Below are 25,807 nucleotides of genomic sequence, written 5' to 3'. Positions count from 1 at the left end.
GTCCTTAGACAAACGTCCGAATGTCGGTACCCGATGTCATCATGAACTATGGCAGTTTTCACCGATGTTGCGGCGCTCATCCCCACACTGGGTGAGCGACTCGACGCGGGTGCGCAGTTGGCTCAGGCGACTGCGCTGATGATCGAGATGGCGGATGCCGACATCGTCGCGATCCTGCGGGAATCCGCCGAGCTGTCGCGGTCTGCCGACCAGATCCGCGTCGTCGCGGCGGGCATCGTCGCCGAACGGTCGTCGCGAGAATCCGGACATTCCGGCCTCGCACAATCGCACGGGCATCGGACGCCGGCCGGCTTCGTGCAAGAGCTGACCGGAGCGACGAAGAGCGAGGCGGCGCGCGATACGCGCGTCGGGCAATCGATGATCGAGCGGCCGTCGGGGGCGACGGATGCTGAAGAGCAGGCCGTGCCGAAGACCGCCGTGTGGCACGAGCCGCTGCGCGCTGCGTTGAGCGATGGGACGCTGACGGCCGCCCAGTACGACACCATTCGTCGCGGATTGGGGGAGCCGCCGGCGCCCGACGATCCTTACGCGTCCGAGGAGGAGCTCGCAGCGCTCGTGCATGCCATTCATGAGGCGTGGTCGCTGGCGTGCGAGCGACTGGTCGAGGAGGCCGCCGCGCGAACGGTCGAAGAACTGGGATCGGCCGCCCGCTCGATTCGCGATCTGCTCGACCCGGAAGGCGCCGAGGCTCGGTTCCTCGCGCGGCATGAGAAGCGTGCATTCCGAACCTGGCGCGATGCAGACGGAGTTCTGCGCGGGAGCCTGGCCTTCGACGACGAGGGCGGAGCATTCGTCACGTCACTGCTCGATTCCGCGCTACGACCGCGGAGAGGCGGCCCGCGTTTCGTGGACTCGGATGAGGATGAGCGATCTGAGGCCCTGATCGCCGACCCGCGGACGAACGAGCAGCTGGCCTATGACCTGCTCCTGGATGTGCTCCGCTCCGGCGTGCTCGCCGACGTCGAGAGGGTGTTCGGCACCAGACAGGCGGGTGTGCGGCTGACCCAGACCGTAGATGCCGCCGGTCGCCGCGCCCCGATCGCGCTCTCGGAGGACGGTCTCGTGTCGATGCCGGCATCCGCCGCCGATCAGCGCGCGTGCGAAAGCGGCTACATGTCGGTGACCGTCGATTCGTTCGGCAACCCTCTCGACGTCGGCCGGGAGCGGCGATTGTTCACGCCCCGGCAGCGGATCGCTCTCGCGATCAGAGACGGCGGATGCCGGTGGCGCGGGTGCGACCGCCCGGCCTCATACTGCGAGGCGCATCACATCGACGAGTGGTCGGGAGGAGGGCGAACCGACATCGATCGCGGAATCCTGCTGTGCAGGTTCCACCACATGAACCTGCACCATCATGGCTGGAGTATCACGCGCAGCGGCACTGGCGACTTCGTACTGCACGATCTGGACGGTGGAGGCCAGGTACTGCGGCCGCGCGCCGTGCTCACCTACCTCTGGGCCGGCGTCGACCCGCCGCCGAAGCGGTTCCGGCCGGCGGCGTGATGTCGGACGGCGAGTCGGCATGTGACGGGGTCCCTAGTGATGTCGGCGCGTCACGGTCGCGGCCCACCAGGCGGCTGCGGCTGCGGCTCCGGCGGTGCATGACCGCCGCGCGGCTCCGGCAATTGCTGTCGCGTTGACGTGGTCGCTGCCGTGTTGGGGCGGGGCAACGTCGTCGCGCTGTTTGTGGTTGTGGTGGCGGATGCGGTGAGCGGCGGTCGCGCTCGGGTGACCGGGTGACGCGTGACCGGGTGACCGGGTGACCGGGTGACGTGTGACGGTTAGGGGTGACGAGGGGCAGGTGGGAGGTCACGGGTGCAGGTGACGGGAGCAGGTGACGGGTGACTGGTGTCAACGACCGTGGCAGTAGTCGGCGCACTCGGTTGTGGCTGCGGCGCTTTGGCCGAGACGGCGGGCTGCCGCTGCAGCACTATGGCTCGGCAGTCCCAGATTTCTGACGGCAGGGAGTCAGGCGAGACAGGACGGCTAGGGCGCGCGCGCAGTCGCCCAGGCCGAAGCGCCGCATTCGGTCATCCCGCGACGCCGCACCGGTATGCCCACGGCGAACACGGGCATACCGGCCCGATGTGGTGGTTACTCTCGATGTACAAGCGCTTCACGCGTCTTCGCCAGTGTCGAACAACACGTGCGAATAAAGGAGTCACAGCATGTTCGAGAGATTCACGGACCGAGCCCGTCGAGTGGTCGTCCTCGCCCAAGAAGAGGCGAAGATGCTCAACCACAACTACATCGGAACCGAGCACATCCTGCTCGGCCTCATCCACGAGGGCGAAGGCGTCGCCGCCAAGGCGCTCGAAAGTCTGGGCATCTCCCTTGACGCCGTGCGCGAGCAGGTGCAGGACATCATCGGCCAGGGCCAGCAGCAGCCGACCGGGCACATCCCCTTCACGCCCCGCGCCAAGAAGGTGCTCGAACTCAGCCTCCGCGAGGCCCTTCAGCTCGGCCACAACTACATCGGCACCGAGCACATCCTGCTCGGCCTCATCCGCGAGGGCGAGGGTGTCGCAGCCCAGGTGCTCGTCAAGCTCGGCGCCGACCTCAACAAGGTCCGCCAGCAGGTCATCCAGCTGCTCTCCGGCGCACCCGGGCGCGAGCCCGCAGCCGTCGGCGCGCAGACCAACGACTCGCCCGCCGGCGCCCAGGGCGGATCGGCCGTGCTCGACCAGTTCGGCCGCAACCTGACCCAGGCCGCCCGCGACAACAAGCTCGACCCGGTCATCGGGCGCGAGAAGGAGGCGGAGCGGGTCATGCAGATCCTCTCCCGCCGCTCCAAGAACAACCCCGTCCTGATCGGCGAGCCCGGCGTCGGCAAGACCGCCGTCGTCGAGGGCCTCGCCCAGGCGATCGTCAAGGGCGACGTGCCCGAGACGCTGAAGGACAAGCAGCTCTACTCGCTCGACCTCGGCTCGCTCATCGCCGGCTCCCGCTACCGCGGAGACTTCGAGGAGCGCCTGAAGAAGGTCACCAAGGAGATCCGCACCCGCGGCGACATCATCGTCTTCATCGACGAGATCCACACCCTCGTCGGTGCAGGTGCCGCCGAGGGCGCGATCGACGCCGCCAGCATCCTGAAGCCGCTCCTCGCACGAGGCGAGCTCCAGACGATCGGCGCGACCACGCTCGACGAGTACCGCAAGCACTTCGAGAAGGATGCTGCGCTCGAGCGCCGCTTCCAGCCGGTGCAGGTGAACGAGCCGACGCTGCCGCACGCCATCAACATCCTGAAGGGCCTGCGCGACCGCTACGAGGCGCACCACAAGGTGCAGATCACCGACGGCGCCCTGGTGGCCGCGGCGAACCTCGCCGACCGCTACGTCTCCGACCGGTTCCTGCCCGACAAGGCGATCGACCTGATCGACGAGGCCGGCGCGCGTCTGCGCCTGAGCATCCTGTCGTCCCCGCCCGAGCTGCGGGAGTTCGACGACAAGATCGCCGCCGTGCGCGAGCAGAAGGAGCTGGCCTCCGAGGAGCAGGACTTCGAGAAGGCAGCGTCGCTGCGTGACGAGGAGAAGAGCCTCCTCGCCGAGCGCCTGCGTCTCGAGAAGCAGTGGCGCTCGGGTGACGTCTCCAGCCCCGCCGTGGTCGACGAGGGCCTGATCGCCGAGGTGCTCGCACAGGCCACCGGCATCCCGGTCTTCAAGCTCACGGAGGAGGAGTCCAGCCGACTCGTCTTCATGGAGAAGGCCCTGCACCAGCGCGTCATCGGACAGGAGGAGGCGATCGCCGCCCTCTCCAAGACGATCCGCCGCCAGCGCGCGGGCCTCAAGGACCCGAAGCGCCCCTCGGGCTCGTTCATCTTCGCCGGCCCCACGGGTGTCGGAAAGACCGAGCTCGCCAAGGCGCTCGCCGAGTTCCTGTTCGACGACGAGGCAGCCCTCATCTCGCTCGACATGAGCGAGTTCGGCGAGAAGCACACCGTGTCCCGTCTGTTCGGAGCCCCTCCCGGATTCGTCGGCTTCGAAGAGGGCGGCCAGCTCACCGAGAAGGTGCGCCGCAAGCCGTTCAGCGTCGTGCTGTTCGACGAGATCGAGAAGGCCCACCCGGACATCTTCAACTCGCTCCTGCAGATCCTCGAAGAGGGTCGCCTGACCGACGGTCAGGGCCGAGTGATCGACTTCAAGAACACCGTCATCATCATGACCACCAACCTCGGTGCTCGTGACATCGCCGGTGGCCCTGTGGGCTTCCAGATCGAGGGCAGCAACGCCACGACCTACGAGCGGATGAAGGGCAAGGTCAACGAGGAGCTGAAGCGCAACTTCAAGCCCGAGTTCCTGAACCGCGTCGACGACATCATCGTGTTCCCGCAGCTCAACAAGGAGGAGCTGGTGCAGATCGTCGATCTGTTCACCAAGCGCCTCGGCGAGCGGCTGCTCGACCGCGACATGACGATCGAGCTGTCGACCGCAGCCAAGGAGAGGCTCATCGAGATCGGGTTCGACCCGGCTCTCGGCGCCCGCCCGCTGCGTCGCGCGATGCAGCACGAGGTCGAGGACCGCCTGTCGGAGAAGATCCTGCACGGCGAGCTCGTCGCGGGCGATCACGTCAAGGTCGATGCCGCGAACGGCGAGTTCCTCTTCGAGCACGGCCCGCGCGGCGAGAAGGTCGCAGTCGGCGTGAACACCGGCGGAGCGATCTCCGGCACCCCCGACCTGGCGGTCGCCAGCGGGGAGTGATCGGGAATCACCGGATCGAACGGGGCGGGTGCTTATGGCATCCGCCCCGTTCGTCGTCTGCGCCGGGAGAGCGCGGTGCAGCATCCTGGCAGGCGGCGGGATCTAGGCTTGAGGGCGTGAGCGACTACATCGTCCGTCCGGCCCGCAGCACCGACATCGTCGGCATCCGCAACCTTCTGCAGCCGATGGTCGAGCGTCGAATCCTCCTGGGCAAAGACCTCGCGGTGCTGTACGGCGCCGTCCAGGAGTTCGTCGTCGCAGAGGCAGACGGCCAGCTGATCGGATGCGGCGCCCTGCACGTGTTCTGGGAGGATCTCGGCGAGATCCGCACGCTCATGGTCAGCGATGAATGGCTGCACCACGGCGTCGGCCGCGCCATCGTCGACCGGCTCGAAGAGCACGCCAAGACCCTCGGCCTCAGCCGCCTGTTCTGCCTCACCTTCGAGACCGAGTTCTTCGGACGCCGGGGATACACCCCCATCGGCGAGCAGGTCGTGGACTCGGACGTGTACTCCCAGCTGCTGCGCAGCGGCGACGCCGGTGTCGAGGAGTTCCTCGACCTGGCGCACGTGAAGCCGAACACGCTGGGCAACACGCGGATGCTCAAGAAGCTCGGTTAGCCTGGACGAATGCCCCGCCGATCCGCCGCCGTCTACCGTCGTCGGCGACTCGCCCTTCTGCTCGCACTCGTCCTGGTCATCGCCGTGATCGGCGTCTCCATCTGGCTGGTCGTCGCGAAGCCGTGGGCGAACGCTGCCGAGAGCGAGACTCCGAAGCCGACCGCACCCGCCTCGGACACGTCGTCGCCCGTCGCGACCGACACCGCCACCGCCAGCACCCAGCCGACGAGCGAGGAGACTCCCGGCATCGTCGCGTGCGAGGCCAAGGACGTCGTGGTCGAGGCGCTCACCGACGCAGACACCTATGAGGCAGGCGTCCTGCCGCAGCTGTCGATCAGGCTCACCAACAACGGCTCCACCGACTGCACCATCGATGTCGGCTCGAGCACTCAGGTGTTCACGGTGTCCAGCGGCGATGACGTGTGGTGGCGCTCGACCGACTGCCAGCAGAACCCGAGCAGCATGATCGCGACGCTCGCCGCGGGGGCGACCGTCGAGAGCAAGACTCCCGTCACCTGGGACCGCACCCGCTCGAGCGTGGAGACCTGCTCGTCGGAGAACCGTCCGCACGCCCCAGGAGGCGGTGCCTCGTACCACGTCGATGTGCAGATCGGCGGGTTCGCGGGAACCGTTTCGAAGCAGATTCTCCTGTACTGACGGGGATTTCCTCTCCGAGCGTGCCGCCGGCGCCCACAGCACTGGTTCTTTGGGATACCATTGACTTGGCTCTCTGAACATGCGGCAACATGCCATCCCCAGTGGCGTCGACCACAGCGTCCCCAGCGCTTCGACATCGCCGCTCGAGAGCCAAGGGCCCTCTCGAGTACCCCAGTCCCCAATGTGGGACTCGAGAGGGCCCCAACTCTGTCCAGGCCGGTTCGCGCCGAGGCTGACGGGCCGCGAATAAGCTGGAGACATGGCAGCGAAGAAGGCGAAGTCCGACAGCAGGAAGCCAGCCCCGGAGGATTTCCGATCGGATGCTCTGGCCGCAGCGCTCGAGAAGCAGGACGTCGCCGCGGTCGCTCTGGCCCTGCGCCATGGCACCACGGTCGTACCCCTGGTCAAGCCCGGCGCGCGCGACAACCCGCTCGACACCGGGGAGGTCTGGACCTACCGGGACGCCAAGACCGGTGACCTCGCGCTTCTGCTGTTCAGCGACGCGAAGAACAAGCCCGACAACCTGCCTCCCGGTGTGGGAATCTACACGGCCGACTGGCTGCGGAAGTTCCTCGCCACCCACCCCATCACGACCGTGTTCCTCGACATCGCCGGCCCGCATCCGATGCAGGCATCGCCCGAGGAGCTGCTCAAGGCACTCGACGCCTGAGCTGTCAGAACGGCGGGATGTCGTCTTCGTCGCGCCGCTGCGTGCTGCGTGAGCGCACATCGCCGAGCGCCGCGCGCAGGGTCTTCGAGCGGTCGTCGATCACCTGCTCGTAGCCCAGCCGCTTCGCCTCCGACCGCCGCTGCGCGAACTGCGTGACCGGCCGCACCTCGCCGGCCAGGCTCAGCTCACCCACCGCGGCGACCGTGCGCGGCACGGCGCTGTTGTTCAGCGATCCCGCGACGGCGATCGCGATCGCGAGGTCAGCGGCGGGCTCCGTGAAGCGCACCCCGCCCACGGTCGAGACGTACACGTCCTGATCGCTGACCTTGATGCCGGCGCGCCGTTCGAGCACGGCGAGCACCATCGCGACCCGTGAGCCGTCGAGTCCGTGCACGACCCGCCGCGGGTTGGGCGCCGTCGTCTTGATGGTCAGGGCCTGCACCTCGACCGGCATCGCGCGCCGCCCTTCCAGCGCGATCGCGACACAGGTTCCCGGTTCCGTCGCGCCCTGAGACAGGAACAGCCCCGAGGGATCGGGCACTTCGGCGATCCCGTCGCCGGTCATCTCGAAGCATCCGACTTCGTCGGTCGGCCCGAAGCGGTTCTTCAGCGCCCGCAGGAACCGCAGAGACGTCTGCCGGTCGCCCTCGAAATGACACACGACATCGACCAGGTGCTCGAGAACCCGCGGACCCGCGACCTGGCCGTCTTTCGTGACGTGACCCACGATGACGATCGGCAGCCCTCGCTCCTTGGCGATGCGGATCAGCGTCGAGGCGACCTCGCGCACCTGGCTGGGCTGGCCCGCGGCTCCGTCGATGAGCGAGGACGCGACGGTCTGCACCGAGTCCACGATCACGAGCTGCGGCTGCACCTCATCGATGTGCCCGAGGATCGTGGCGAGATCGGTCTCGCTGGCCAGATACAGCTCGTCGTGCAGGGCACCGGTGCGCTCGGCGCGCAGACGCACCTGCGCGGGCGACTCCTCGGCGCTCGCGTACAGCACTCGCCGCCCGGCCTTCGCGGCTTTGGCCGCAACCTCGAGCAGAAGCGTCGACTTGCCGACGCCCGGTTCGCCGCTGAGCAGGATCGCAGCTCCCGGCACGATGCCTCCGCCCAGCACCCGATCGAACTCGCCGACCCCGCTGGTGCGCCGCGGTGCGTCGGTGGTCGTGATCTGCGTGATCGGGCGAGCGGCGCGATCGGATGCGGGTGCCACCGCGGTGACGCGCTGCACGATGCCGGTCTGCGTGCCCTGCTCCTGGATCGTGCCCCACTGCTGGCACTCGCCGCAGCGGCCCGCCCACTTCGCGGTCGTCCACCCGCACTCGGTGCAGACGAACGCAGGGGGAGCGGGTTTTCGGGCGGCCATCACACCAGGCTAGTCGCGGCATCCGACACGGGATCGGTGCGGCGCGAGCGCACGGGGGAGCGCTCATGCAGCCCGGCTATCGAGGGCATCGGGGATCCCTATCGCGGAACGGCATTATTCACGGCCCAACAGGCGAATCCGGGATGATGCCCAGAACATAATGGAGTCATGGCCAGCGCCGGGCCCGTCTGCGGGCCGATCTCGAGCTTCTCCAGAGTGCAGATCCTGCACCTGGTGCAGAGCCGATCCGACCGTACGATCGGCGAGCTGTGCGAGGCCACCGGCCTGCACGCCAACACCGTGCGCGAGCACCTGCAGCGGCTGATCGACGGCGGTTACGTGATCGCTCAGGTCGAGCGGCGCGCCACCCGAGGCCGCCCGCGCACCCTGTACAGCGCGGCCACCGGCACGCCAGGGGCGTCCAGCCCGGTGGCGCGGGAGAAGGCCAAGGCCGCCGCGGTCCGCGGCGACATCATGCGCAGGGTCGTGCCGAGCGCAGCATCCGATCTCGGTCCTGCCGCCGACTATCAGCTCGACGCCCTGATCGAGCACCTCGAGGAGAGCGGATTCGAGCCCGTCGTCGACGACGCGCGCCTCACGGTCGACCTGAGCCCCTGCCCGCATGCGGCCGCGCGTCCCGAAGACCGCCCCGTGCTGTGCCAGGTGCACCTGAGCCTGATGCAGGGCGTGCTCGCCGAGGCCGGCGGCCCTCTCACGGCGGAGTGCGTGCGGGGCGAGCTCTCGGAATGCACGGTGCAGTTGAAGAACACGGTGCAGCTGGGCGATGTACGAGGAGTGAGACATGGAATGGCTTGATCCGCTGGTCCTGAGCCGATGGCAGTTCGGGCTCACCACCGTCTACCACTACCTGTTCGTGCCGCTGACGATCGGCATGGTCACGGTCGCAGCGATCTTCCAGACGGTCTGGGTGCGCACGGGCAGGATCGAGTACCTGCACCTGACCCGCTTCTTCGGGAAGATCTTCCTGATCAACTTCGCCATGGGCGTCGTCACCGGCATCGTGCAGGAGTTCCAGTTCGGCATGAACTGGTCGGACTACTCCCGTTTCGTCGGCGACGTGTTCGGCGCCCCGCTCGCGTTCGAGGGCCTGTTCGCCTTCTTCTTCGAGGCGACGTTCATCGGGCTGTGGATCTTCGGCTGGGACAAGCTGCCGCAGAAGCTGCACCTCGCGACCATCTGGTGCACGGCGATCGGCAGCATCCTCTCGGCGTACTTCATCATCGCCGCCAACGCGTTCATGCAGAACCCGGTCGGCTACGTCTACAACCCCGAGACCAACCGCGCCGAGCTCACCGACTTCTGGGCTCTGCTCACCAACCCGGTCGCGCTCGCGGCGTTCCCGCACACGATCTTCGGCGCGTTCATGTTCGCCGCCGGCGTCGTGATCTCGGTCTCGGCCTGGCACCTCGCCCGCAAGCAGCACGAAGACACGATGCGCAAGTCCCTGAAGTTCGGGCTGTGGGGGATGCTCGTCTCCACCGCGGGCGTCGTGCTCTCCGGCGACCAGCTCGGACTCGCGATGTACGCGGCGCAGCCGATGAAGATGGCGGCCGCCGAGGCGACGTTCAACACGGTGTGCGGCGCCGATGCATCCTTCAGCCTGTTCACCCTTGGCACGCCCGACGGCACGTCCGAGCTGTTCTCGATCCGCGTGCCGTACCTGCTGTCGCTGCTGTCGACGCACTCCCTCGACGAATGCGTGCACGGCATCAATGACCTCAACGCCGAGTACGCGCAGACCTTCGCCGACATGGGCATCACCAACTTCGCCCCGGTGCTGTGGGTGACCTACTGGGCCTTCCGCTGGATGATCGGACTCGGGATGCTGGCCGCCCTCGTCGCGGTGATCGGCCTGTGGCTGACCCGCAAGAGCGCCAAGAAGGAGCCGGCGCCCTGGATGTGGAAGCTCGCGATCTGGTCGTTCCCTCTCGCGCTCGGCGCGAACATCGTCGGCTGGGTCTTCACGGAGATGGGCAGGCAGCCGTGGCTCGTGTTCGGGCTGATGTCCACACGAGACGGCGTCTCGCCAGGGGTCAGCGGACTCGAGGTGCTGATATCGCTGATCGCGTTCACAGCGATCTACGCGGCGCTCGCGGTCGTGGAGATCAGGCTCATCGTGAGGGCCGCGCAGAAGGGACCCGACACCACCGAGCAGCCCCACGAGGAGACGGCCCAGCTGTCGTCTGTCGTGTACTGAGAGAAGGAGTAGACCGTGGAATACCTCTGGTTCTGGATCGTCGCCTTCTTCTTCGTCGGCTACTTCGTGCTCGACGGGTTCGACTTCGGCGTGGGCATGTCGCTGCCGTTCCTCGGCAGGAACGACGTGTCGCGGCGCCAGGTGATCAACTCGATCGGCCCGGTGTGGGATCTCAACGAGACCTGGGTCATCGTCGCCGGCGCCTGCCTGTTCGCCTCGTTCCCCGAGTGGTACGCGACGCTGTTCAGCGGCTTCTACCTGCCGCTGCTGCTGATCCTGCTCGCGCTGATCCTGCGCGGGGTGTCGTTCGAATACCGCCACCAGCGTGATTCCGCGCGCTGGCGAGCGGGCTTCGATCGCATGATCGTGATCGGCTCGGTCGTGCCGGCCCTGTTGTGGGGCGTCGCCTTCGGCAACATCGTGCAGGGCGTGGCGCTCGACGAGAACCACGTGTTCGTGGGCGGCCTGCTCTCGCTGCTGAACCCGTACGCACTGCTCGTCGGAGTGACGACGCTGCTGATCTTCTTCCTGCACGGCGTGCTGTTCGTCGCCCTCAAGACCGACGGCGAGGTGCACACCGACGCCCGGCGCCTCGCCAAGCTGGCTGCCGCGCCGACCGTGCTGATCGCTGTGGCGACCGTGATCTGGACCATCGTGATGGCCGCCGGCCGAGAGGCGCCGCTGCTGTGGCTCGTGATCGCGTGCGGGGCGATCGCTGCGGTGTTCCTGCTCGGCGCGGTGGTGTTCTCGCTGCGCGGGCTCGACGGATGGGCCTTCGCCTCGGCGGTCATCACGGTCGCCGCGGCGGTCGTGATGCTGTTCGGCGCGCTGTTCCCGTACGTGATGCCGTCGACCATCGACGATGCCTTCAGCCTCACGATCGAGAACGCCTCGAGTACCCCGTACACGCTCACGATCATGAGCTGGACGGCGCTGATCGCGATCCCGCTGGTGCTGCTGTATCAGGGGTGGACGTACTGGGTGTTCCGCAAGCGCGTCACCCGGGTCTCGATCGAGGCGGCGGCCGCGCACTGACCGCGGCGCACATGAAGCCCCTCGATCCCCGTCTGCTGCGCTACGCGACCGCCGCGCGGCGGTTCGTGGCGGCGTCCGCCCTGATCGGTGTGGTGCAGACGGCCGTGACGGTCGCCTTCGCGTGGGTGCTGACGGATGCCGTCACGGGTGCTCTTGACGGCCGAGGGGCGTGGCCGGACGTGGCCTGGCTGCTGGGGCTGGCTCTGCTGCGCGGGCTGCTGATCGCCGCATCGGATGCCGCAGGCACGCGGGCCGCGGCATCCACCGGGTCGCAGCTCAGGTCGGCGCTCATCACGGCCGTCGGGAAACTGGGTCCGGGGTGGCTCGCGCAGCGCAACCAGGCCGCGCTCGCCGTCACCGCGGGGCACGGGCTCGACGCGCTGGACGCCTACTTCGCCCGGTACATCCCGCAGCTCGTGCTGACGGCGATCGCGACACCCGTGCTCGTGGCCGTGATGTGGTGGCAGGACTGGCTGAGCGGACTGACGGCGCTCGTCACCCTGCCGCTGATCCCGCTGTTCCTCGTGCTGATCGGCATGGCGACGCGCACGGTGCAGACCCGGCAGTGGAACACGCTGCAGACGCTCGCCGTGCGGTTCGCCGACACCGTGCAAGGGCTGTCGACGCTGCGGCTGTTCGGCCGCGACCGCCGCGCGGCCGACCGCATCGAGCAGTCCGCCGACGACTATCGCCGCGAGACCATGAAGGTGCTGCGATTCTCGTTCCTCTCGGGGTTCGCGATGGAGCTGCTGGCCTCGCTCGCCGTGGCGCTGATCGCCGTGTCGATCGGGTTCCGCCTGCTGGCGGGCGATCTCCCGCTCGAGGTCGGGCTGTTCGTGCTGCTGCTCGCCCCAGAGGCCTTCCTGCCGATTAGGCAGGTCGGCGTGCAGTTCCACGCCGCGGCGGAGGGAGTCGCCGCGACCGAGGACGTGTTCGAGGTGCTGGATGAGACCGGTGGCGTTCACAGCTCCTCACAACTGTCGGCGGTTCGGCGTGCTGCGGGCACTGCGGAGCTAGAGCGATCGTTCACTGAGGAGTTGCGAACACGGGGCCGCTCTCTCGTCGTCGATGCCCTGCGGGTTCGGGACCTGCCACCAGTCTCCTTCACGGCGGATCCGGGCACGATCACGCTCATCGAAGGCCCGAGTGGCGTCGGCAAGTCGAGTCTGCTCGCCGCGCTGCGCGGCGCGACGGCCTTCGGCGGCGCAGCGACATTCGACGGCATCGACGTGCGTGAACTGAGCCCTGCCGAATGGCTCGCCTGGGCGGATCAGCGCCCGCAGCTGATGCGTGGAACGATCGCCTCGAACGTCGCTCTCGGCGACCCGGAGCCCGATGCCGACGGCATCCGCTCTGCGCTCGCCGCTGCCTGTGCGGACCTCGACCCGGTCCTCGAGCTGGGAGTGCAGGGGAGCGGCCTGTCCGGTGGACAGGCGCAGCGGGTCGCAGTCGCGCGAGCCCTGTACCGCCACGCCGCGGACCCCCGGCGGGTGCTCGTGCTCGACGAGCCCTCCAGCGCCCTCGACTCCGTCACCGAGGAGCGGCTGTGGGCGTCGCTTCGGGAGCGAGCGGATGCCGGAGCGACGATCCTGCTCGTCTCGCATCGCCGTTCGGCGCGGGAGATCGCCGATCACGTCGTCTCGCTGGGGGTGAGCGCATGAACCGCGTGCTCAGGGCCGCGCAGCCGCCCCTGGCACGGTTCCTTCCTGGACTGGTCTGGGGTGTGCTTTCTGCTGCGGCCGCCGTGAGCCTTCTCGCCGTGAGCGGCTGGCTGATCGTGAGCGCGTCCATCGTCGACTCGCTCGTGCCGCTGTCGATCGCGGTCGTGGGCGTGCGGTTCTTCGCGGTGTCGAGGGCGGTGACCAGGTATCTGGAGCGACTCAGCGGACACGACGCGGCCCTGCGACAGCTCGCGACGACCCGCTCCGACATGGTGCGCAGGCTCATCCCGCTGTCGCCCGCGGGCCTGGGCGGCACGGACCGCGGCCGCGTGCTGTCGGCGCTCGTCGACGACGTCGAGAATCTGCAGAACCTGCCGCTGCGGGTCGTGCAGCCCCTGGTCGTCGCGGGTCTCGTCGCCGTGGGTGCGGTCGGGTTCGTGGCTTTCGTCTCGCCCGTCGCCGCGTTGACGCTCGCGGTGTGCCTGCTGCTCGCCGCTGCGGCATCCGTCGGGCTCGGCTGGCTGCTCGGCTCACGTGCTGAGAGGTCTGTGTCGTCGCATCGCGCAGAGCTGTCGGCCGCGCTCGTCGACTACTTCGGCAGCCTCGACGTGCTGATCGCCTACGGAGCTGAGGCGCAGGCGCGCGAGCGCATCACGACCGCGGATCGCTCGCTGCGCGCGACGGTGCGCCGGGCGTCGCTCTCGCAGGCGGTCGCCGCCGGGGTCGTATCCGCCGCCGCGGGGGCGGCCTCGGCCTGGGCGCTCGCCGCCGCTGTCCCTTCGCTCAGATCCGGAGCGATCGACGGACCATGGCTCGCCGTCGTCGTGCTGGTGCCGATGGTGGTGTTCGAGATCTTCGGAGCCGTGCCTGTGGCGGCCGCGTCATGGCGCAGCGTGCGAGCGAGCGCCGAGCGCATCGATGAGGCTCTGCCATCGTCGTTCCCCGCCGAACTGCGGACAGACGAGGGGGTGGATGCTCACTTCGAGGCGACGCCTGCACTGCGGCTGCGCGGTGTTCGGGCGCACTGGCCGGGTGGTGCTCAGGCTCTTGCGGGTGTGGATCTCGATCTGGCTCCGGGGGAGCGGGTGCTGGTCACCGGTCCGAGCGGCGCGGGCAAGAGCTCGCTGGCCGCCGTGCTCGTCGGCTTCCTGCGAGCAGAGGGCGAGTATTCCCTGGGGGGCATAGGCGCCGCTTCTCTCTCGGGCGACGCGCTGCGCCGCACCGTCGGACTGTGCGAGCAGAGCCCTCAGCTGTTCGACGAGGACATCAGGCAGAACCTGCTTTTCGCGAGGGACACCGCGACCGACGAGGAGCTCCTGCAGGTGCTGGAGCGAGTGGGTCTCGGCGAGTGGGTGCGCGAACGAGGCGGGCTCGACGCGCGAGTCGGTGACAGGGGAGCTCTTGTGTCGGGCGGCCAGGCGCAGCGCATCGCGCTCGCGCGCGCCCTTCTACGGGGCTTCCCCGTTCTCGTGCTCGACGAGCCGACCGCGGGCGTCGACCCCGCGGCATCCGACGCCCTGCTCCGCGACCTGCTCGGTGCGGCGGGGGAGCAGTCGGTTCTGCTGATCTCTCATGTCGCACCACCTGCTGCTCTTGTCGACCGCACCGTGCGACTGGAGGCGGGGAAGACGCGCGCTTGAGCGGGCGGCCCCGCAGGTTCGCCGATTCGCGTCCGGGCCGTATCTGCTCTAAGCTTGTCCGCGGTGACGTGTCCGAGCGGCCGAAGGTGCAACTCTCGAAAAGTTGTGTAGGGTAACCCCCTACCGTGGGTTCAAATCCCACCGTCACCGCCAGTGTGATGTCTCAGGACATCGTGAACGACTGAACCCCCGGTTTCCGGGGGTTCAGTCGTTTTTGCGTTGGTAGTTCTTTTCGGGGTTGAGGGTGAATTCGGCGAGGAGTTCGCCGGTGGTCTGGGTGATGATCGTGGCGTCGTCGTTATGGACGAGGCAGATGATCTCGGTGCGTGCGTGGGCTCTGCCGATGCCGAGGTGCAGGAGTTTCCCGGTGTGGCGGAGGGTGATCTTGCCGTCGTTGTCGATGGTGTCGTAGCGGACGCGCCAGATGTTCGGGTCGCTAGGCGGTGCCGGTGTCGCTTTCGGGATGAGCTGGTAGGCGAACGCGGGGGCTCTCCGGCCCAGCGCGCGGTGGGGGCGGATCGTGTTGTAGTAGTCGCGGAACGCGTCGAGCGTGTCCTGCAGCTCGGCGAGGGTGGCCGCGGGGTGGGCGCCGAGGTGTTTCTTCAGCGTCTGCCAGAAGCGTTCGATCTTGCCCTGGGCGGTGGGTTTGAAGGGCTTGCCGTTCTTCTGGGTGATGCCGAGGGTGGCCAGCAGCATCTCGAAGTCGTTGCCGGCGCCGTCCCCGCGGCCTCGTCCGCCGCGGGCGAGGCGGGTGGTGTAGACCATGCCGTTGTCGGTCAGGGTCGCCGCGGGGTAGCCGTGTTCGGCGGCGGTCGCGGTGAACGTGTCGGTCACGATCCGGCCGGTGACGCGGCGATGGGCGCTCAGGTGCAGCATGCTGCGGGAGTGGTCGTCGAGCCAGCCGATGACCTCGACGTCGGTGCCATCGGTGAGGGTGACGTGGGTGAAGTCGGACTGCCAGAGCTCGTTCGGGCGGTCGGCGGCGACCGGCGCCAGGACGAGCGAGGACGCTTCTGCGGCTGTGTGGTGACGCGCCCTGCCGCTTTCAGGATCCGCCAGATGGTCGTTCGGGACAGCAGGATGCCTTCGCGGGCGAGGTGTTCCGTGATCGTGTCCGCGCCGGCGTCGAGTCCGTTGGCGGTGAGTTCATCACGCAGTTGCAGCGCCCGGTCCCGGACGCGCTCGGGGGTGCGGTTCGGCGTCGATCCCGGTCGTCGCGAGCGCGGTTCGTAGGCCGCGTCGCCCTCCGTCAACCACCGGTGATGGAGCTTGTGCACGAGGGTCTTCGAGACCCCGTAGCGGGCCGCGACCTGCCCGTAGGACATGCCCTGGAGGACAACAGCTTTGATCAGGATCTCGTACTTGGCCACCCGTTCACGATGTCCTGAGACATCACCGAGAGCCCACGAATGAGTCGTTCACGATGTCCCGAGACATGCGTTCACGACGTCCTGAAACCAGACACCCTCGTCACCGCCAGAACAGAAGCCCGTTCTCCCTAAGAATCACCGGGGAGGGCGGGCTTTCTTCTTGCCCGGCCGCAATCCCACGGAGCGCCCTCGCCGTGCGCCGCCGCGGGCTCGCGGCCACGAATGCCCCGCGTCTCCACCGGCGCGAGCTCAGCGGGCGGCGGGTGAGTCTCCTTCCGCGTCTGCGGAGAAGACGGGGCTGAGGAAGCGGCGCTCGTAGCGACGGATGCACTGCGTCCTGCGGGCCAGTTCGAAGGCCTCCACGCACTCGGGATCGGTCTTCGACGCCGTTCGGTAGATCTCGTACGCTGCCAAGGAGGGGAACGTGAACAGCGCGAAAGCCTCGTCGCTGTCGCCTTCGCTCGGCATGAAATACCCGTGATGGGTTCCTCCGTGCTTCGCCACCAGCCGGATCCAGGCGCGGCCGTACTCGGTGAACACGTCGAGCTTGTCGGGATCGATCTCGTAACGCAGGTGAACGGTGATCATGTCGTTCATCTTCTCAGAGCGCCGCGATCACGATGACGGATGCGGATCAGTGCGTGAGAGGACCACCGCGCAAAGTTATCAACCAAAAGGTTGACAACGCGTCTGCCGCCTCGTATCGTCGTTATCAACCAAATGGTTGAGGAGGGGCGAGATGGACGACAACCTGGATGACGGGTCTGGCGACGCGGCGACGCTGAGCCAGGTGTTTCAGGCTCTCGCCGACCCGATCCGCCGCGACATCGTGTCGCGACTCGCGATCGGCGACGCGACGGTCGGTGAGCTCGCGACTCCGTTCGACGTCAGCCTCCAGGCCGTCTCCAAGCACATCGCCGTGCTCGAGCAGGCGGGCCTCGTGACAAAGGGCAAGCACGGCCAGCGGCGGCTCGTGCACCTGGAGGCAGAGGTGCTCGGTCTCATGACCGCATGGATCGAGCGCCATCAGCGGCGGGCCGAGGAGCGCTTCGCGCGACTCGACGCCCTGCTCGCACAGCTGCCGCACGACGACGACGGCTCGGCAGGCGCCGAGTCCATCAGATAAGGAGCGCATCATGAACACCACCGCCACCATCGAGGCCGACCCGAACCTCCCGATCATCCGCACCACGAGGGATTTTCAGGCGACGCCCGCGCAGCTCGTGCGCGCACACCTCGACCCCGAGCTCTACGCCCGCTGGGTCGGCCCGAACGGCACCGCCGTCGTGTTCGACGTCTGGGACGCGCGGACCGGCGGCAGCTGGCGCATGCGCAGCACCGGGGAAGGCGACGAGTACAGCTTCCACGGCTCGTTCCACGACGTGACCGAGGACCGCATCGTCCAGACCTTCACCTGGGATGCGATGCCCGAGAGCGTCTCGCTCGAGACGCTCTGGTTCGAGGATCTCGGTGACGGGCGCACGCGCCTGCACGCCCAGTCGCTCGTCGACTCGTTCGAGGGCCGCGACGGATGGCTTGAGTCGGGCATGGAGGTCGGAGTCAACGACGGCTACGCCAAGCTCGACGCGCTGCTCGAAGGCGGCGAGGTCTGATCGATCGCCCAGTCGCCTGGCTGGAGGCTCACGAAGACCTCCTGCGATGCGGGCAAGCACCGTGAGGCCGCCGCTCGATGAGAAGAGCGGCGGCCTCGTTGCGTCCGGCATCCGTCTTAGCGTCGCGGGATGCTCCGGCGGATACTGAGCAGCAGCCGTATTGCGGTGCTTAGGCGCCTCCGTAGGGGTGGGTGTTCTTGTCTTGGCTGGATGGCACAGTTGCCAGAAGATTCCACCCCTCTGCAGTGCGCCCATGTTTCAAGTGGCCAAGGCATTGCGCCACACGTTGCTCCGCTCGGGCCAGGCCTCGTCCAGTGGAGGAAACTTCGCTTCGGGGCGTTAACGCCGTGAAGGTGTTCTTCACGGAAAGCTCAAGACATTCCGACTGACTATGGATTTCGATGCTTGCGGAGTGAGAGTTCGGCGCGTGCTTGATGATGTTCGTGACTGCTTCGATCGCTGTCTCGATGAGGATGAGCTCTGTCGCCTGTGTCAGGTTAACCGGGGGGCTTGGCGTCGAAACACGCGTGGGGATTCCTGCATCGTTCAAGAGGCCTCCGAGAGTGACGATCGCGCGGATCACATCTCCGCCGTACCGGTTCGCTGACTTCGGTCGCTCCGCATCTATATCTCGCATCAGTGAGAGCAGGGCTTGGATGCTTCGTAGTGCTCTCTCGGCGGACTCCTCGATCGTCGAGAGGGACACCTGACGTGCTTCTTCGTCTGGTTGCTTCGGCAACGCGCGTGCGTGGAAAAGGACGAGCGTCAAGTCATGTGCGATGCCGTCATGAAGCTCGTCCGCGATGCGCTCTTGATCTTCTCGTGCGAGTTCCTCAAGATCCATCGTGATGCGAGCGCGTTCAGCGACCAGCACCGTCTCCCTTGCTGCCACCAGTCGGAAACCGATACCTATAAGGAAGGCGATTGTCGCTATCCCCGCAATGCTGAATATGCCACCCCCGGCTAAGGTCTCCCCTCCTATCGCAACGTATGCTGTCAGGGCCATAAGCAGGGTTGCGTGAGTAACGATCAACCATGGCGCGCCGGTCGCCGAGACTAGGCTGAGCGTAAGAGCGAGCTCGAGCAGATCTCCGCCGCTGCCTGTGGGCACGACACCCACGCAGCTGATGAGCACGACCGTGAACGCCGCCGTGGTGGGGTGCCAGGCAAATGCGGCGAGGCCGACATAGAGCGCGATGGCCAAGAGGTCGGACATTGTGAACGTTCCGCTCGAGAAAACAAACCCCGCCGCGACACACAGCAGCACTCCTGCCACCACAAGCAAGAGAGTGCTTGCTACGGGGTGAAGGGAACGCTGTCCCCAAAAAGCTCGCGATCGCAGCATTCTCCCGATCGAGATTCGGGCGGCAAGGCCGGGCTCCCCCCGACGACCGGCACCCAGGACAGCTTCAGGCACAGATCCCCAACACCTGGCAAAGCCAGTCCCCCAGGTCAGCGCTCATCGCGACAAGATCATGCGCGAGTGGGCCGACATTGAACACATTGAATAGCTCCACGATGGTCTCCCCCCGCTTGGCGTCAGAACTGACATGCTCTGACGCTGAAACACTGTAACCCTTCGACCTCTACTCTGCAGGGTACGAACTCATGGCCGCTGGGTCAGAGTTTCGGAAGTGATCAGCGCTACCGTACAGGAGTGGATGGTGTTGTTCGCGTCGTGGTCGTTGATGACGAAGCCTTAGTGCGCCATGCTCTACGTGCGTTCATCTCCGGGGACCCACGTGTCGCTCTCGTCGGCGAGGCAGCGGACGGGGTGACGGCGCTTGACGTCTGCCGGGCATCGAACCCCGACGTAGTGCTCATGGACATCAAGATGCCTGAGATCGGAGGGGTTGAAGCGACGAGGAGGCTCCTCTCGTGGAACCCCCGCTGCCGTGTGGTGGTGCTGACTACATTCACGACCGAATGGCGTGCGCTTGAGGCGTTGCGCGCCGGCGCATGCGGATATCTCGTGAAGAACTCGACACCCGAGCAGGTCATAGATGCCATCGTCGCTGCCCAGGCCGGTGATCGAGTGGTTTCGCCTGAGGTGCAGGAGAGATTCGTCCGCGCAGTGATGGAGTCCGGCGACAGAAACCTCCGACCTGTGCCTGAACTAAGCCATCGCGAGTACGAAGTGATCAGCCTGATCGCTAGGGGCCTGTCCAACTCCGAGATAGCCAAAGTGCTGCACTACGCGGAGGGCACCGTAAAAGCGGATATCCGTAACATCAATCGGTTGTGGAGGGTTGAGAATCGGTTGCAGATCGTGCTCCGGGCGACCGAGATCGGGATCATCAGCCTCTAACGTCAGTCCTGCCTATGGATCGATTTTGCATCTGCCCCCGGAACCCGTAGCACGTTCTCGGCCGCCGGAAGGCGGAGATCGCGAACTCGTGGTCTTAGGGCCACGAACAAAGGAAGAGCGATGTTCATGCGCATGCTCGGGCGACACGATGGGCGTAGCTCCTGAGCGGTGACGGCCTGATGCCTGTCGCGAAGTGAGCTGTGATTGCGTCAGGAAAGGGATGGAATGAAGAAGAAAAGGATGATGGTGGCGGCAACTGGTGCCGCTGCGCTTCTCGCGGCGTCGTTGGCGACACCACTTACGGCGAACGCTTCGGTCGTTGGGGCCTCGGGCGGAGTTTACGTCGGTCTTGCGTCGATTGCAGCCGCCTCAGCGAGCCTCGAGATGACGAGAGTGACCGTCCCGTTCAGTGCAGCTCAGCGCGCCGTTGACGCGCTAAGCACGACGGAAGTTGACGGCTATCCGGTGGTTGCGTATCGATTCGAGAACGCGGAGGTCGTCGGGGAACTGAGCGCGAGCCCTCAGACATCGGTGGAGGACTTCCTGCGCAGGTTCGACGAGAGCTACGGAACTCAGCCCCAGTTCGTTGCGGTCATCATCGAAGTGCCCGAAGCTCAAGCGGAGACAAGTTACGCATCGAAGCGCAGTGCGGTACTCGAGAGCACGGGCCCCATCTTTGCGGCGAACCCAGCCGACCCGGCACACATCGAATCACTGCTGGACCAGTCTCGATCCCGTGTCGGCGCTGAGAAGGCGGCCTTCGGGGTCCAATCCTTGCCCGCGGGGGCGGAGGATTGGTTCCCGGAATACGCAGAAGTCCTCGTGCAACGGGACGATCCGTTGCGCGTACTTTTCGACCAGTACTACACCTGGAATGGAACCGACTCCAAGACGTCGAACCTGTCGGGTGATGACGGATTCGAGATGGAGGTCAACATCACCACGTCTAACCCCGACTATCAGGCAGGAGTGCGGGGCGGGCTTGCATGCCCCGCTGGATACAAGGATCAGCCATTTGCGAAGAACTACGACTTCGAATGGTGGGCAGCGCTCGTTAACACGGGCAGCGGTCTGACGGCCATGGCCTCCGATGTGAACGCATACGCTGACTACAACGACCTAAGCGACGACTGTAACCGCAACTCGATGGCGATCGGCTTCCGCACCCCGCAGCTGATTCCGGCCTATCCCGATGGGCACCAGGAGGTCTCCGTCCAGATCATGGCGTTCCGTGGAGTTGACACCACAGGACGCATTTCTTCGGGCGTGGTGCAGTCCGTCAATGCGACCGGGTGCGTGCTGCAGCCGTGGCTCTCGCTCACCGATTGCATGGGGCTGACGACTTCGACCTCTGGCAACCGCCTAACGCTGAGCGAGAGTAGTTCGGTGGGTTGGACAGCTCCCCCTAAGTGCTGGGCCTCCACCGACTATGGATTCAGCGGAGTTTCGAGCTTCTGCTAGTAGTGTCGACCCCCATGACGAACCAGAGAACTGAGCGGAGCTCCCGGGCGGCGACGTCCGGGAGCTCCGTCGTCTACTTCATTTTCGCCTGCGTAGCCACGTTGGCGGTCCTCGCGATGCCTATTTATCAGTTCTTCAGTGTCGGTAGTAACGCTGGCTATGCGTGCATTACTGGCTACGTGCCTCCTGGCATTGACGAGTCGGGGATGACGGCACTTTTGGATAGTAGGGAGACGGCGTTTCCGGCAGGAAGATACTGCGAGTGGGCGAGCATCTCCGGCGATACCACCGCTTACCAGACGGGATGGCCCACGACAATCGTGGCTTGTATCGCGACCGTGTTGGTGATCTGGATGACGATTCTGGCGGTTCGTTCGGTCCGGCCGAGAAAACTCCTCGTTGCGCTGGTTCCTAGCTTCGTCGTCCTGCTGTCATGGGCCGCAGTGTTCATCTAATTCTCGACATCACCTGCGACGCGTCCGGCATCCGTCGTTGGGGGTGCGACATGACGGCCCCCGGCGTCGTCGCGACCCGGGCGTCTCGCGGTCAGGCGCTTTCCCGCTTCAGGCGGATGCTCAGCACGATGGCGGAGATGAGGAAGAAGACTGCGCCGACGCCGGCGTAGCCCGCCACGCCCGCGATCATGCCTCCGCCCTGCAGGCCCTGGAAGAGGAACCCGGCGCCGGCGAAGAGCGAGATGCCTCCGGAGAGCATCTGGGCGACCTGTCCGCCGTTTCGACGGTTGCGGATCGCGGTGATCAGCTGCGGCGCCCCGGCGATGATCGCCCACACGCCCCACACGGCGAGCGCGGCCGACAGTGAGATCGACGAGGCGATGCCGAGCGCGACGGCGATGACGAGACTGACGATGACGCCGGTCCACTCGGCGGCCTTCGTGCGTGAGCGATCGGGATCCGCGCGCAGCTGCCAGAGCACGGCGCCCGCATCGAACAGGGGATAGGCGATCAGCAGCGCTGTCAGGAGCGGGTTCGGCTCGGCGGCGGTCGCAGAGGTGGCGAACATCACGCCCACCCAGACGATCGCGAACGCGAAGCGGACGACGTAGAGCGAGCGCAGCGCGCGAGCGTAGCTGAGCGAGGTGGTGGGAGCGGAGGTGGTCATGGTGCCTTCCAGAACATAAATAGAGTGACTAGTTCGTCTACTTAGCTCAAGGTAGACTACTTCGTATACCTGCGCAAGCGCGCAGGTCGATCTCGGAGGAACCATGCGGACGGATGAGGCGCCGAAGCGATCGCGCACCGGCACACGGGAGCGGATCCTCGCTGCGACGAACGAGCTGTTCTATGCGCAGGGCATCAGGGCCACGAGCGCCGATCGCATCATCGAGCAGGTCGGGATCACCAAGGTCACCTTCTATCGACATTTCCCCAGCAAGAGCGACCTCGTGGTCGCCTACCTCGAAGTCCAGGCGGCGAGGGAACAGGCTTGGCTGATCGGTGCGAGGGTCTCGGGAGATCCCCGCGCGTCTCTGCGCGCGATCGCCGAGGGGATCGGTGCGGCAAGCTGCAGCCCGGGCTTTCGCGGCTGCGCGTTCATCAACGCGGCGGCCGAGTTCTCCGACCCCGACGATCCGGTGCGAGCGGTCGTCGCCGGGCATCGACAGCGGATGCTTGACGAGTTCACGAGCATCGCCGCGGAAGCGGGTGTCGATGACGCGGTTGTCGCGGGCCGGCGCCTCATGATCCTCCGCGACGGCGCGATGGTGAACGGATATCTGGGTGAGGCGGCATCCGTCGCGAGCGCCCTCGCTCCCGCGTTCGATGCCGTGATCGCGCCGGCGGGGGAGAGCCGATGACCGACCGGTGGGACCGCGGGCGACGAGTTCCCGGCCGCACCCTCCTCGTCGGCTGCGGCGCGCTCGGCACCAAGCTGGGACGGCGGCTCGTCGCGGAGGGCGCCGACGTGATCGCGCTGCGCCGGAACACCGACGGCCTGCCGGCAGAGTTCGCGACGATCGCCGACGACCTGGGCATCCCTCGGGTGCGCGAGCTCCCAGCCGTGGACTCGGTCGTGATCACGCTGCCGCCCGGTTCTGCCGGGGGAGGGCTGTACCGGGCATCGCTCACCGCGCTCGCGCAGGGGCTTCCGGCCCGTCCCTCTCGTGTCGTCTTCGTGTCGTCCACGCGCGTCCTCGAAGGGCGGGCGGGTGAAACCCCGCTCACGGAGCAGACCCCGCCGGCCCCGACGAGCGTTAGGGCGCAGGAGCTCCTCGACGGTGAGGTCATGGCGTCGGAGCTGTTCGGCGCCTGCATCGTGAGGCCGGCCGGCATCTACGGCCCGGGTCGTGAGTCACTGATCCGCAGGGTCGGCGAGCACGCTCCGGTCGACCACACGCGGCGGACCAACCGCATCCATGAAGACGACCTGGTCGCGCTCCTGCATGCCATGCTGACGGCCGGATCCCCGCCGCCGCTCATCCACGCCGTCGACCAGGCCCCGGCATCCCTGGGCGACGTGGTGACGTTCATCGCGGAGCGCCTGGGGGTCGAGCCGCCTCCGCACCTCGATCCCGAGACGAGCGGGGGAACGGTGCTCGACGGCAGCCTCATGCGGGAGTTCGCGGGTCCGCTGGAGTTCCCGTCGTTCCGCGAGGGCTACGAGCGGATGCTCAGTGAGACTCGTCGTCGGCAGCCTCGATGATCTCCTGCATGACGGTGCGCGAGATCTCCTCGCGCGAGCCGTCGGCCCACTCGTGCACGACGAACGCCGCACCGATCTCATCGAGGTACGCGGCCGTCTTCTCCAGCCGAGGTACCACCTCGATGTGGTCTTTGCCGAAGAGCGCCGCGGTGTACACGGGCTCGCCGGCGCGGATCGAGTTGCGCAGCTCGACCGTGGAGCGTCCGGTGATGCGGTAGAGCGCTTTGAGCACCTCGCTCGGGTAGTCCGGAGTTCCGGCGACGGTGAGCGAGAGGGCGTTCTCGGGAGTTGGCATGGCTCCATCTCACCACGGCGGGCGGGACTTTATGGTCCGGTCCGCGGGCCGGTTGGGCGATCGCCCCTGCCGACTTCAGACTGAGAGGACTGCCGGAAGGAACCTCATGAAGCACGCAGACGTGATCGTCATCGGCGCGGGTGTCGCGGGGCTCACCGCAGCCCGGCTGCTGCAGGAGCACGGCCTTACCGTGATCGTCCTCGAAGCGCGGGAACGAGTCGGCGGGCGCGTGCACACGATGCGCGACGGCCGCGTGACCGATCTCGGAGCCTCGTGGATCCACGGCGTCGACGGCAGCCCGGTGGCCGCTGCCGCCGAGGCCTTCGGCATGCCCGCGGTCGAGTTCACCGTCGGCGGCTTTCAGCCCGACAGCCGGCCGATCGCCTACTACGGCCCGGACGGCACCAGGCTCTCGGACGCCGAGGCCGCTCGCTTCGCCGCGGACATCCACGAGGTCGACGCCGCGCTGGCCGCGGTGGTCGCGGTCTCAGCATCCGACGCCTCCTACCGCGACGTCACCGAGCAGGCATTCCTGCGCAGGGGATGGGATGCCGAGCGCACCCAGCGAGTGCGGGAGTACTTCGAACACCGCGCCGAGGAGCAGTACGGCGTGCAGATCGAGGATCTCGCGGCGCACGGTCTCGACGACGACTCGATCGAGGGGGACGAGGTGGTCTTCCCGAACGGATACGACGAGCTGCCGAGGGGTCTCGCGGAAGACCTCGACATCCGGCTCGGACGGATCGTCACAGGTGTGGAATGGTCGGACGGGGTGCGAGTTCGCACCGCCGACGAGCACTTCACCGCGGATGCCGCCGTCTTGACTGTGCCGGTCGGCGTGCTGAAGGGCGGCGATCTGGAGATCTCGCCGCCGCTTCCCGCAGTGAATGCCGCCGCGCTCGCGCGCCTAGAGATGAACGCGTTCGAGAAAGTGATCCTGCGGTTTCCGGCGAGGTTCTGGGACGCGGACGTGTATGCGATCAGGCAGCAGGGCCCCGAGGGTCGCTGGTGGCACTCCTGGTACGACCTGACGCCGCTGCACGACGAGCCGACGCTGCTCACCTTCGCCGCAGGCGCTGCGGCCCGCGGCATCCGCGACTGGGACGACGATCGCGTCGTCGACGCCGTGATGGCGCAGCTGCGACGACTGTTCGGCCCCGAGGTCCCCGCGCCCGTCAGCATCCACCGCACCGCCTGGCAGGACGACCCGTTCGCCCGCGGGTCCTACGCGTATATGACCGTGGGCTCGACGACCGCGGATCACGACGACCTTGCGACCCCGATCGGAGGAGTGCTGCACATCGCCGGCGAGGCCACGTGGACGGATGACCCGGCGACCGTTCCGGCGGCGATGCTGTCAGGCCATCGTGCCGCAGGGCGCATCATCGGGCGCGCGATCGCGATCGAGAGCCTGTGGACGCAGGTGTGAGCGCACTCACGGCAGGGTGATGACCGACGGGCCGCCCGTCGTCACACGGAGTCGCCGTTCTCCAGCCGTTCACCCGGCG

24 protein-coding genes, 1 tRNA gene and 1 pseudogene are annotated in these 25,807 nt (G+C 67.0%); 18 read left to right on the top strand and 8 right to left on the bottom strand.

The window, feature by feature from the left end:
- The first annotated feature begins 48 nt into the window (after window positions 1-48).
- From RS84_RS03605 to RS84_RS03585, 5 genes are all read left to right on the top strand, one after another.
- Window positions 49-1,524, top strand: coding sequence for an HNH endonuclease signature motif containing protein (locus tag RS84_RS03605; RefSeq protein WP_045256374.1), 1,476 nt, complete (start codon window positions 49-51; stop codon window positions 1,522-1,524).
- A 665-nt stretch (window positions 1,525-2,189) separates the two neighbouring features.
- Window positions 2,190-4,718: an ATP-dependent Clp protease ATP-binding subunit gene (locus RS84_RS03600; protein WP_045256373.1), complete on the top strand. Its 2,529-nt coding sequence runs from the start codon at window positions 2,190-2,192 to the stop codon at window positions 4,716-4,718.
- Between the two features lie 116 nt (window positions 4,719-4,834).
- A complete protein-coding gene (locus RS84_RS03595; RefSeq protein ID WP_045256372.1) occupies window positions 4,835-5,338 on the top strand; it encodes an amino-acid N-acetyltransferase in 504 nt (167 codons plus the stop codon).
- A gap of 9 nt (window positions 5,339-5,347) precedes the next feature.
- Entirely contained in the window at window positions 5,348-5,995 is a 648-nt protein-coding gene (locus tag RS84_RS03590) for a hypothetical protein (protein ID WP_045256371.1), read from the top strand.
- 259 nt (window positions 5,996-6,254) lie between these two features.
- Window positions 6,255-6,665 (top strand): hypothetical protein, encoded by a 411-nt coding sequence (locus RS84_RS03585; RefSeq protein WP_045256370.1) that lies wholly within the window; start codon window positions 6,255-6,257, stop codon window positions 6,663-6,665.
- Between the two features lie 4 nt (window positions 6,666-6,669).
- On the opposite strand, the gene radA is transcribed toward RS84_RS03585, so the two are convergent.
- A complete protein-coding gene (gene radA, locus RS84_RS03580; RefSeq protein WP_045256369.1) occupies window positions 6,670-8,037 on the bottom strand; it encodes a DNA repair protein RadA in 1,368 nt (455 codons plus the stop codon).
- Window positions 8,038-8,205: 168 nt separating this feature from the next.
- Here radA and RS84_RS03575 point away from each other — a divergent pair, with 168 nt between their 5' ends.
- The 6 genes from RS84_RS03575 to RS84_RS03550 all read left to right on the top strand — a co-directional run bounded on the left by RS84_RS03575 (window position 8,206) and on the right by RS84_RS03550 (window position 14,744).
- Window positions 8,206-8,853 carry a helix-turn-helix transcriptional regulator gene (locus RS84_RS03575; RefSeq protein WP_045256368.1) on the top strand — a complete coding sequence of 216 codons (648 nt, stop codon included), beginning with the start codon at window positions 8,206-8,208 and terminating at the stop codon, window positions 8,851-8,853.
- Entirely contained in the window at window positions 8,840-10,255 is a 1,416-nt protein-coding gene (locus tag RS84_RS03570) for a cytochrome ubiquinol oxidase subunit I (RefSeq protein WP_045256367.1), read from the top strand. The genes RS84_RS03575 and RS84_RS03570 overlap by 14 nt, the downstream gene beginning before the upstream one ends.
- Window positions 10,256-10,270: 15 nt before the next feature.
- Window positions 10,271-11,290, top strand: coding sequence for a cytochrome d ubiquinol oxidase subunit II (gene cydB / locus RS84_RS03565; RefSeq protein WP_045256366.1), 1,020 nt, complete (start codon window positions 10,271-10,273; stop codon window positions 11,288-11,290).
- A gap of 11 nt (window positions 11,291-11,301) precedes the next feature.
- Window positions 11,302-12,951 (top strand): thiol reductant ABC exporter subunit CydD, encoded by a 1,650-nt coding sequence (gene cydD / locus RS84_RS03560; RefSeq protein WP_045256365.1) that lies wholly within the window; start codon window positions 11,302-11,304, stop codon window positions 12,949-12,951.
- A complete protein-coding gene (gene cydC, locus RS84_RS03555; RefSeq protein ID WP_045256364.1) occupies window positions 12,948-14,591 on the top strand; it encodes a thiol reductant ABC exporter subunit CydC in 1,644 nt (547 codons plus the stop codon). Before cydD ends, cydC begins: the two co-directional genes overlap by 4 nt.
- A gap of 62 nt (window positions 14,592-14,653) precedes the next feature.
- Window positions 14,654-14,744: transfer RNA gene (locus RS84_RS03550), tRNA-Ser, on the top strand.
- Window positions 14,745-14,795: 51 nt separating this feature from the next.
- Here the strand turns inward: RS84_RS03550 and RS84_RS19560 are convergent.
- The 4 genes and pseudogenes from RS84_RS19560 to RS84_RS03540 form a co-directional block, all read right to left on the bottom strand.
- Window positions 14,796-15,287, bottom strand: coding sequence for an integrase core domain-containing protein (locus RS84_RS19560; protein WP_235281380.1), 492 nt, complete (start codon window positions 15,285-15,287; stop codon window positions 14,796-14,798).
- 6 nt (window positions 15,288-15,293) lie between these two features.
- A pseudogene (locus tag RS84_RS19555) lies at window positions 15,294-15,509 on the bottom strand (IS481 family transposase); the annotation flags it as partial.
- Complete coding sequence (locus RS84_RS19550) at window positions 15,455-15,916, bottom strand: helix-turn-helix domain-containing protein (RefSeq protein WP_235281379.1); 462 nt, start codon at window positions 15,914-15,916, stop codon at window positions 15,455-15,457. The pseudogene RS84_RS19555 and the gene RS84_RS19550, both read right to left, overlap by 55 nt.
- A gap of 294 nt (window positions 15,917-16,210) precedes the next feature.
- The gene (locus RS84_RS03540; RefSeq protein ID WP_045256432.1) at window positions 16,211-16,549 is read right to left on the bottom strand and encodes an NIPSNAP family protein; all 339 of its coding nucleotides are present in this window, start codon (window positions 16,547-16,549) and stop codon (window positions 16,211-16,213) included.
- Window positions 16,550-16,700: 151 nt separating this feature from the next.
- Here RS84_RS03540 and RS84_RS03535 point away from each other — a divergent pair, with 151 nt between their 5' ends.
- Together RS84_RS03535 and RS84_RS03530 are read left to right on the top strand one after the other, a co-directional pair.
- Window positions 16,701-17,087: an ArsR/SmtB family transcription factor gene (locus RS84_RS03535; RefSeq protein ID WP_045256363.1), complete on the top strand. Its 387-nt coding sequence runs from the start codon at window positions 16,701-16,703 to the stop codon at window positions 17,085-17,087.
- Window positions 17,088-17,097: 10 nt separating this feature from the next.
- On the top strand, window positions 17,098-17,574 hold the full coding sequence (locus RS84_RS03530; protein ID WP_045256362.1) for an SRPBCC domain-containing protein: 477 nt from the start codon (window positions 17,098-17,100) through the stop codon (window positions 17,572-17,574).
- Between the two features lie 169 nt (window positions 17,575-17,743).
- Here the strand turns inward: RS84_RS03530 and RS84_RS03525 are convergent, their stop codons facing one another.
- The gene (locus RS84_RS03525; protein ID WP_235281374.1) at window positions 17,744-18,850 is read right to left on the bottom strand and encodes a sensor histidine kinase; all 1,107 of its coding nucleotides are present in this window, start codon (window positions 18,848-18,850) and stop codon (window positions 17,744-17,746) included.
- Window positions 18,851-19,231: 381 nt separating this feature from the next.
- Between RS84_RS03525 and RS84_RS03520 the strand changes: the two genes are divergently transcribed.
- Both RS84_RS03520 and RS84_RS03515 read left to right on the top strand, forming a co-directional pair.
- The gene (locus RS84_RS03520) at window positions 19,232-19,882 is read left to right on the top strand and encodes a response regulator transcription factor (protein ID WP_045256361.1); all 651 of its coding nucleotides are present in this window, start codon (window positions 19,232-19,234) and stop codon (window positions 19,880-19,882) included.
- Window positions 19,883-20,107: 225 nt separating this feature from the next.
- Entirely contained in the window at window positions 20,108-21,343 is a 1,236-nt protein-coding gene (locus RS84_RS03515; RefSeq protein WP_045256360.1) for a hypothetical protein, read from the top strand.
- 546 nt (window positions 21,344-21,889) lie between these two features.
- Here RS84_RS03515 and RS84_RS03505 read toward each other — a convergent pair.
- The gene (locus RS84_RS03505) at window positions 21,890-22,465 is read right to left on the bottom strand and encodes a hypothetical protein (protein WP_045256358.1); all 576 of its coding nucleotides are present in this window, start codon (window positions 22,463-22,465) and stop codon (window positions 21,890-21,892) included.
- 103 nt (window positions 22,466-22,568) lie between these two features.
- Here RS84_RS03505 and RS84_RS03500 point away from each other — a divergent pair, with 103 nt between their 5' ends.
- Window positions 22,569-23,159, top strand: a complete 591-nt coding sequence (locus RS84_RS03500) for a TetR/AcrR family transcriptional regulator (RefSeq protein WP_045256357.1) — start codon at window positions 22,569-22,571, stop codon at window positions 23,157-23,159.
- A complete protein-coding gene (locus RS84_RS03495; protein WP_045256356.1) occupies window positions 23,156-24,004 on the top strand; it encodes a sugar nucleotide-binding protein in 849 nt (282 codons plus the stop codon). Before RS84_RS03500 ends, RS84_RS03495 begins: the two co-directional genes overlap by 4 nt.
- Here RS84_RS03495 and RS84_RS03490 read toward each other — a convergent pair.
- On the bottom strand, window positions 23,973-24,299 hold the full coding sequence (locus RS84_RS03490) for a hypothetical protein (RefSeq protein WP_045256355.1): 327 nt from the start codon (window positions 24,297-24,299) through the stop codon (window positions 23,973-23,975). The two genes, RS84_RS03495 and RS84_RS03490, sit on opposite strands and share 32 nt — an antisense overlap.
- A 106-nt stretch (window positions 24,300-24,405) precedes the next feature.
- Here RS84_RS03490 and RS84_RS03485 point away from each other — a divergent pair, with 106 nt between their 5' ends.
- The gene (locus RS84_RS03485) at window positions 24,406-25,728 is read left to right on the top strand and encodes a flavin monoamine oxidase family protein (RefSeq protein ID WP_045256354.1); all 1,323 of its coding nucleotides are present in this window, start codon (window positions 24,406-24,408) and stop codon (window positions 25,726-25,728) included.
- Window positions 25,729-25,807: the final 79 nt, after the last annotated feature.

This window comes from Microbacterium hydrocarbonoxydans, from assembly GCF_000956475.1.
Lineage (GTDB): Bacteria > Actinomycetota > Actinomycetes > Actinomycetales > Microbacteriaceae > Microbacterium > Microbacterium hydrocarbonoxydans_A.
Note: the sequence above shows the minus strand (reverse complement) of the source record. Positions and strands in the feature narration are given on the sequence as shown.

Bases quoted from the DNA above. Each gene is read 5' to 3' on its own strand.
- cydD (WP_045256365.1), top strand. From the start codon at position 11,302: ATGAAGCCCCTCGATCCCCGTCTGCTGCGCTACGCGACCGCCGCGCGG.
- RS84_RS19550 (WP_235281379.1), bottom strand. From the start codon at position 15,916: ATGTCCTACGGGCAGGTCGCGGCCCGCTACGGGGTCTCGAAGACCCTC.
- RS84_RS03505 (WP_045256358.1), bottom strand. From the start codon at position 22,465: ATGACCACCTCCGCTCCCACCACCTCGCTCAGCTACGCTCGCGCGCTG.
- RS84_RS19560 (WP_235281380.1), bottom strand. From the start codon at position 15,287: ATGCTGCTGGCCACCCTCGGCATCACCCAGAAGAACGGCAAGCCCTTC.
- RS84_RS03530 (WP_045256362.1), top strand. From the start codon at position 17,098: ATGAACACCACCGCCACCATCGAGGCCGACCCGAACCTCCCGATCATC.
- RS84_RS03515 (WP_045256360.1), top strand. From the start codon at position 20,108: ATGAAGAAGAAAAGGATGATGGTGGCGGCAACTGGTGCCGCTGCGCTT.
- RS84_RS03490 (WP_045256355.1), bottom strand. From the start codon at position 24,299: ATGCCAACTCCCGAGAACGCCCTCTCGCTCACCGTCGCCGGAACTCCG.
- RS84_RS03495 (WP_045256356.1), top strand. From the start codon at position 23,156: ATGACCGACCGGTGGGACCGCGGGCGACGAGTTCCCGGCCGCACCCTC.
- RS84_RS03605 (WP_045256374.1), top strand. From the start codon at position 49: ATGGCAGTTTTCACCGATGTTGCGGCGCTCATCCCCACACTGGGTGAG.
- RS84_RS03535 (WP_045256363.1), top strand. From the start codon at position 16,701: ATGGACGACAACCTGGATGACGGGTCTGGCGACGCGGCGACGCTGAGC.
- radA (WP_045256369.1), bottom strand. From the start codon at position 8,037: ATGGCCGCCCGAAAACCCGCTCCCCCTGCGTTCGTCTGCACCGAGTGC.
- RS84_RS03485 (WP_045256354.1), top strand. From the start codon at position 24,406: ATGAAGCACGCAGACGTGATCGTCATCGGCGCGGGTGTCGCGGGGCTC.
- cydC (WP_045256364.1), top strand. From the start codon at position 12,948: ATGAACCGCGTGCTCAGGGCCGCGCAGCCGCCCCTGGCACGGTTCCTT.
- RS84_RS03570 (WP_045256367.1), top strand. From the start codon at position 8,840: ATGGAATGGCTTGATCCGCTGGTCCTGAGCCGATGGCAGTTCGGGCTC.
- RS84_RS03600 (WP_045256373.1), top strand. From the start codon at position 2,190: ATGTTCGAGAGATTCACGGACCGAGCCCGTCGAGTGGTCGTCCTCGCC.
- RS84_RS03500 (WP_045256357.1), top strand. From the start codon at position 22,569: ATGCGGACGGATGAGGCGCCGAAGCGATCGCGCACCGGCACACGGGAG.
- RS84_RS03585 (WP_045256370.1), top strand. From the start codon at position 6,255: ATGGCAGCGAAGAAGGCGAAGTCCGACAGCAGGAAGCCAGCCCCGGAG.
- RS84_RS03540 (WP_045256432.1), bottom strand. From the start codon at position 16,549: ATGATCACCGTTCACCTGCGTTACGAGATCGATCCCGACAAGCTCGAC.
- RS84_RS03590 (WP_045256371.1), top strand. From the start codon at position 5,348: ATGCCCCGCCGATCCGCCGCCGTCTACCGTCGTCGGCGACTCGCCCTT.
- RS84_RS03575 (WP_045256368.1), top strand. From the start codon at position 8,206: ATGGCCAGCGCCGGGCCCGTCTGCGGGCCGATCTCGAGCTTCTCCAGA.